The 6,452-nt window shown below is 46.8% G+C and carries 6 protein-coding genes; 1 reads left to right on the plus strand and 5 read right to left on the minus strand.

The window, feature by feature from the left end:
* Positions 1-47 precede the first annotated feature (47 nt).
* From ACWA6V_RS12640 to ACWA6V_RS12660, 5 genes are all read right to left on the minus strand, one after another.
* Positions 48-926, minus strand: coding sequence for a hypothetical protein (locus tag ACWA6V_RS12640; protein ID WP_449522827.1), 879 nt, complete (start codon positions 924-926; stop codon positions 48-50).
* A 191-nt stretch (positions 927-1,117) separates the two neighbouring features.
* Positions 1,118-1,369: a hypothetical protein gene (locus ACWA6V_RS12645; protein WP_449522828.1), complete on the minus strand. Its 252-nt coding sequence runs from the start codon at positions 1,367-1,369 to the stop codon at positions 1,118-1,120.
* A 48-nt stretch (positions 1,370-1,417) separates the two neighbouring features.
* The gene (locus ACWA6V_RS12650; RefSeq protein WP_449522829.1) at positions 1,418-2,029 is read right to left on the minus strand and encodes a hypothetical protein; all 612 of its coding nucleotides are present in this window, start codon (positions 2,027-2,029) and stop codon (positions 1,418-1,420) included.
* Entirely contained in the window at positions 2,016-2,951 is a 936-nt protein-coding gene (locus ACWA6V_RS12655; protein WP_449522830.1) for a DUF692 domain-containing protein, read from the minus strand. Before ACWA6V_RS12655 ends, ACWA6V_RS12650 begins: the two co-directional genes overlap by 14 nt.
* A 63-nt stretch (positions 2,952-3,014) precedes the next feature.
* Complete coding sequence (locus tag ACWA6V_RS12660; RefSeq protein ID WP_310072571.1) at positions 3,015-3,386, minus strand: hypothetical protein; 372 nt, start codon at positions 3,384-3,386, stop codon at positions 3,015-3,017.
* Between the two features lie 505 nt (positions 3,387-3,891).
* Between ACWA6V_RS12660 and ACWA6V_RS12665 the strand changes: the two genes are divergently transcribed.
* On the plus strand, positions 3,892-6,183 hold the full coding sequence (locus ACWA6V_RS12665) for a hypothetical protein (protein WP_449522831.1): 2,292 nt from the start codon (positions 3,892-3,894) through the stop codon (positions 6,181-6,183).
* Positions 6,184-6,452 lie beyond the last annotated feature (269 nt).

Genomic DNA, 6,452 nt, shown 5'->3' on the forward strand with positions numbered 1-6,452 from the left:
GTGCCTGCCGGTGTTTGATGGCGAGCACCGGCTGGTGGTCGATCAAGTCAATACTCGAGTGGATTGATCAGATACCGTTTATAGTCATCGTTTAGTGTCGTAATAAAAGGATTTTCCATTTTAATAAAATGACGTTCATCCAGTTTTGCGCGCTTTAAATCTGCTTCATGGACTTCGCGCCATAATTGTTGAAAAGAGCCATCTTTGTAGGCGATATCAATACCCTCTTTGATGCGGTCCATCAGTGCCTGGTTACTTTTATGGCTAAATAAAAATTTCGGCAAGGGGTAATAGAGTGCGAGTTTATTATCTAATTGAAAATCAGTGGCTTTCTCTATATCGAGCTCATGAAAGTATTCAGTCGGGCTGGGGCAGAAGAGATCTGTGCGGCCAGCCTGAGTCATGCGGAACAAGCCGGTAATATTGCTTCCTTCGACAATCTGCAGGCCATGGTGGTGCAAAATTTTTGCGTCGACCCAGCCGGTGCCCACACCCACCTTGTAGGCTTTTAATTCTTGCAGGCTGTCTATCTCGCGTACTTGTTTGGTGAATTTTTTATTGGCGTAGCAGATGCGATAACTCAGTGCCCCCAATTCGAGCGGAAAGGGAATGTAAATCAGGTCGCCGCTTTTCAATAATTCATCTTCGTAGCTAAGTGCTATCACAAAATTTTGATAGAGGTTTTTGCTAAGCGCTGCTACGGCATGGGTACGGGAAATAATGTTAATGGGCATCATCTCAAATGCCCCTACTTTTTTCCGAGTTTTTTCCAGCGCCAGCTCAATCACTTGCTGCTCGTAGGTTTTGCGGTTTAAATCGCCGAATTCGGGGAGTTTATGCGTCACGATCAGTGTTTTTGGGGGTGGATCTGCCGGAGTTTGAGCATTCGCAATACTGGCGATAGCGGCCAGCACAAGTATCCACATGAATTGACTCATTCAATAAAACCCGGACATTGATTGGATTGAAAAGGGGTGAGCACTTAGTTATTCGACCGGACAATTGTCGGTGAGGGAAGTGTAGGCTATCTGAGGCGATAGCGCATAGCGGCGTAGAAATAACCCTGGGATTTTATTCTATTGCGCGCACGGCGTACGCGCTCTGGCGAGGCGGAGAATTAAAATTTATTGCGCAATACCAACAACAAACTGCCAAACAACAAGCAGCCAATACCCAGTGAGATAGGAATGTTGACCCGTTGCTCTTCTTTAATGCTCAACTTCAGCGGGCCAATATTCGTCTCGTGAGTTTCTTTGGTATAACTGAATCCGCCGTACGCCAAACCTAATATGCCAAGAACCAGCAGGGCGATGGCAATTATTTTTGTAATGTTCATGATGTATTGCTCGTTGTGATAGACAGATTTCATTGTAATTTTCGGCGGAGAGATAGTCTGTTCGCTGGCGTACCCCCAGTGCTAGCCGGCGGAAACATGCTCATTAAGCGAATACAATGAGATGGCATCGTTGCGATAGCAGCGCCATAACGTCTCCAGCGTGGAGTCAACAACAAGTTGAAATCCTTGCGGATCTGCGGGGGGCAGCGGCATTCCCGTGAGCAGGGCGGTAAAAAGTTCGAGCGGATTCTGTTCAAATTTGAGCGATAGTGAAAAAGTCTGTGTCGTTAAATTGGCAGACGCCAGTTGGGTAGCGGCTTTTATGCCGGCTTCAAATGCAATCAGCGTTTTAGTGGTGGTATCGACCTGTGCGTGGGTTTCTAAAAACTGTTTAAATTGTTCCAGCTCCGCCGCAAAAAATAAAGTGCGTACCGGTTGGTTAGTGATGTATTCAACAATCAGGTCGGTAAGGCCATTGCGTTTGAGTAATTCTATTGTCAGGGGGGCAGTTGAACATACGCGGCTCATGCGCCACCACTGCTGAATTTGCTGGGTAACCTGCAACCCTTTTGAATCCAGAATCTGCGTTAACCATTCTTGCTCATCCGGTGTGAGCTGAAGGGCATTTTCATACGCGCCCATTGAGCCGCGCGTCAAACCCACCAGACTGCGCTGTACATCAAGCAGCGACATTGTCCAACTCCTTGCGGCAATCCAGATAATAATTCCACAGCGATTTGCAGCGATCCAATTGCGCGATAATGCGAGCCTCGCCCATTAGTGGCAATGCTTGTTCAAGTAACTCATAGGTGATGGCACAAAGATTGGGCAACTTCGGCAAAATCCATTCGAGCAGCGCCCATACTTCTTCTGGCACTTCGCTACTGTGAACATCCAATAAAAACCCCTCATGAGTAACACCACCGGCAATATGAATTTCTATCACACGATCAAACTGTAAACGGGCCAATGCCGCGTAAGGATCAAAGCCAAAATTGATGGCATTGCAATAAAAATTATATAAATCGAGTAAGAGTCCGCAATCTGTGCGCGCGAGTAGTTGGTTTAAAAAATCAATTTCATCCCAAGCCTGTGTATGGCTGGAAAAATGCGGCAGATAATAGGTGGTGTTCTCGATTAAGAAGGGTACGTTGTAGCGTGTACACAAATGTTGGATGCGCGGGCAAAGTAAATCCAATGCGTCGGCTGTAAAGGGCATTGGCAACAGCAAGCCGGCATGGTCTTCCGATCCATCCTGATTTTTTACCAGAGTAAAACCCAGATGTTCGCTGTGCCAACAAAAAGATTGTTGTTCCTCATAATTATCGAGCATTGTTAAATAGTCAGCATTCCAACCACTGGCAGAACCGAGCGATAAACCGAGTCCATGTACAATCACCGGGCATTTGCGCCCCAGTGCGATTGCATCCTGCAATTTACGCGTATCCAGCTGAAAGCGACGGCTGTTGTTTGCTGCGATAACTTCTTCGCAAAAAATGTCCGGGCTTACTTCGATGTAATCGATACGGTCGAGGTGAGTGTAGATGAGATCTTGAAAATCCCAGTGATAATTAATCCCTACACCGAGTTTGCGCAGTGATTTTTGTGGCAGCATTTCCTTCTCCCGACATGAATCGCGCCGATAAATGCGCTGGGCACTTACCGGCGCACTATAGGCTTAGCGTTGTGACAGGGTTGCAGCAGCGGGAATACGTGTATCCAGGCGAATTACCGGATTGATGCGAAAACGTAAATCAAAACCGTTAAAGCCGCAATTTAAGCAGCCGGTCAGCTTGCCTAGCTGTTTGATGACACTGTACAAATCATCCATTACCAAGTCACTGCTATTAAAGGCGACATCGATAACCTGTGTGCCGGTGGCTTTTATCACATTGCCACCTGCGTCATAGCAGGTTTGCGCGCTGGCAGATTCAGCTACCGCCAACGTCGCCACCGCGCCTGCTGCCAGCACTGAGTTGCGCAAAAAATCGCGACGCTCTTTGGTGGCAGATTCATCGATTTTGGTATCTACTGATTTATCTTCTGACATGGTCCTTCTCCTAAAAAGATTAATGGGGTTAAAGAACAAAACTTGCCTCCTTGCTAATGAAAGGCGTTTTGCCCTTACCTCGAATTATTCTCTTTCTCTGCAAACGATGGCGGTGAAAAAAGAGCGTTGTTTACTGTGATTAATTACCCGAACGGGATATGAATAAATCACAGCTTTCTATGTGTATGGAGGCTTAGCATCACAGTGTGTGGTAGTCGTTGCCTTTGGGATGAAGGCACTTCCGCAGATGCACCAGGGATGAAGCGCCAGAGGAGATACTTCCAGTGGCTGTGGAACCATTCACCAGTCGTAAAAGGAAATTTGCCGGTTAGTGTTTTTTATCTTTCTTATTCGTCGCGCCTTTGTAGTGCAGCGTGGTTTTCCTTTTGGGAAAGCTGCGGTGAAGCATTTATCCGGCTCGCGAATACAGCAATTTTCCTCACTACGTAAATGTGTTTTACGCCTTGCTTATTAAGGCCAACATTTTTCTTGAGAGGATTTTTTCATGAACACATCATTTGACAATCTTGTTATTCCGCTTAGGTTTGATGGAAAACCTGAGGAAGATATTCCCCTGGTTGCTTTTTTGTTTTCCCGCAGCGGTAAGTTGCTGGAAAAAACCGCTGTGCGCAGTGAAACTGTGGAGTTTAAAACGGCGGGCGCGAACCCGCGCTTGTATAAAGTGTTGGTCGCCCCCGCAGGTGATAAAGCGATAGAAGACATTACTACTATTGCTGAGCTTGAGCGTTTCAAACCGTTTGAGGTGGTATTGGATTTTAACCGCGAAGGGCTGCTCAACCCGGTGTTAATCCCCCGCGATTATCCGCTGCTTTGGTTGCGTCGCTCCTGCCGGGTGCGCGGGCGCGTCATTAAAAATTTTTCGCTCGGTACGCTCACGCAAGATCGCGGTATTTGCCATGCGCGGGTGCATATATGTGAAGTGGACAGGATCTGGTTATTAATCAGTAAAATTCCGGATCGCATCATTATTAAAATTCCCGAAATTATCGCAACTCCGCAATGGCCGTTCCCGATTCCAGAGCCAGAACCCTTTGATCCATCTATATTCGATCCAGTAGGCCCAGTGATTGCTGAGCTGAATCCGCAACCAGAACCGCCGGGTGTGCGCGCTTTTAATTTTAATGCAGCATCCGAGTTGAGCGCGCGCTCCCGTTCGCCATTGAGCCGTTTAACTGAGCGCAAACAAACGGCAGAGGATGCGGCCAGCGCGCCAGCGCAATTAGTTGCCGCGCAGACTGCGATACTCTCATCACCAAAAATCCTTAACCAATTAAACTCAGGTAGCGCAGCGGCCATTCGCAAATCGATTGTGGAAAATTTTGCACTTTTCCATCCCTATTTTTGCCATGTCTCCTGGCTGTGGCCGTATTTTTACCGCTATGACCAAGTCGCTTTGGCCTATACCGATTTAAATGGTGCCTTTGATGTCACTTTCCATTATTGGAATGATGGTGACAAACCGGATTTGTATTTTTGGGTGGAATATTTAATCAATGGTGTCTGGACAACCGTGTATAAACCCTCGGTGCCCTGCAATACCTATTGGGATTATCTGTGCGGCAGTTCAGTCACTATCCGCGTGACCGATCCGCGTGTGCGCTGGGAATGTAATGATGTCATTGACGGCGATATTGTGTGGATCAAAACCATTGGTTCCAGCGCGAGCGTGAACCATATCAAACAGGCCGATCAGTACTCGGTGATCCAGGGGAAATTATTTAACCATGTGGGTTTGACCGATGTGTTTATGGCCGGTGGCAGCAGTGCGCTGGATAATTATCGTCGGCCGTTTGGCGGCACGCTCAATTTTGTTGTGCAATTTGGCAGCGGATTGCCCACGAATGGTATGTACTACTACCGCTGGAGTTATCGTCAATTGCGCAATGCGGACTTGTCCAATTCGCCTGCAACTGCGTTAACGTCTTTGCATAAAGGTCAGGCGCTACACAAAGCTTATACCTACGAATATTTTGATGCGCTTAACCATAAACATTTTGGCCAGAATACCTTTAAGTTGGGTCCGGTATCGCTCAACGGCCAGGATGATTTATACCTAATCCCGCCTGCGTTTCCGGCTTCCAATCCGGTTAATGCGCCGGAGTTGAGTCCGCTCTGGGATCAAAACACCATTACGGCGAGCGTGGATTCGACACAATTTGCCGATGGCCTTTACGAATTTGTACTGGAATTGTTTGATGTCAACGGCAACAAATTGGCAGCAATTCCAAAACACATTTTCCAAGTGCCGCACTACACCAGCTTTGCGCCTTCCATCGATGCACCGGATGAGTATTTGTTAGTGAACGGTGCCAATGCCGATGGCTTTACCATGAGTGCACGTGTGGATAACCAACGCTGTGAAGCGACGATTTATAAAATCAAAGTGAATGGCAGCGAAGTTTCGTCTGACTGCTGTGGCTTTGTGCCTTATCCGCCTAATGCCAATATTGAAGTTGCCTTCCGCGCCTATCATCCACACAATTTTGCAACCTTTAGTTTTGTGGTGAAAAAAGGCACCTGCAATGATGCATTGCAACAAGGCTTTACCAATGCCAGTGGCATGGTGATTGGCAATGCGGATAATTACACGCGCGATAGCAATAGCATTTACCGCGAGGGATTTTCACCCGCACAATTGTTAGGTGTTTGTGTTGCAGGAGGAAAGGCTGCTTTTGCTGAACATGTGTATGTAACCGCACTGGCAACCAATGGCTATGATCGGCTCTCGTATCTGGATGCATCAGATTTGGCCGCCTTCGCGCTGGAGCCCTTATAAGCCAGGAACTGTTATAAAAAGGCAACATTACAAAGCGTATAGGTTAAAAATCTTCGCTATAAAAAAATCAGGCTAATGCACAATGCATTAGCCTGATTTCTTTAATAATCGAAAAATATTGATGAGTATTAAAACTCTCTGTGGGCTTGCTCGATTTTCTTTGCCTTTTTGGCATCATGCTTTTCTTTCGCGGTTTTGGTGGCAGGTTTTTTGCCTTCTTTTTTGGTGTCGTGTGACTTGCTCATAATGATTCTCCACTGATGGGTAAA

The sequence above is a fragment of the Cellvibrio sp. genome (genome assembly GCF_053579595.1).

Bases quoted from the DNA above. Each gene is read 5' to 3' on its own strand.
- ACWA6V_RS12640 (WP_449522827.1), bottom strand. From the start codon at position 926: ATGTGGATACTTGTGCTGGCCGCTATCGCCAGTATTGCGAATGCTCAA.
- ACWA6V_RS12645 (WP_449522828.1), bottom strand. From the start codon at position 1,369: ATGAAATCTGTCTATCACAACGAGCAATACATCATGAACATTACAAAA.
- ACWA6V_RS12650 (WP_449522829.1), bottom strand. From the start codon at position 2,029: ATGTCGCTGCTTGATGTACAGCGCAGTCTGGTGGGTTTGACGCGCGGC.
- ACWA6V_RS12655 (WP_449522830.1), bottom strand. From the start codon at position 2,951: ATGCTGCCACAAAAATCACTGCGCAAACTCGGTGTAGGGATTAATTAT.
- ACWA6V_RS12660 (WP_310072571.1), bottom strand. From the start codon at position 3,386: ATGTCAGAAGATAAATCAGTAGATACCAAAATCGATGAATCTGCCACC.
- ACWA6V_RS12665 (WP_449522831.1), top strand. From the start codon at position 3,892: ATGAACACATCATTTGACAATCTTGTTATTCCGCTTAGGTTTGATGGA.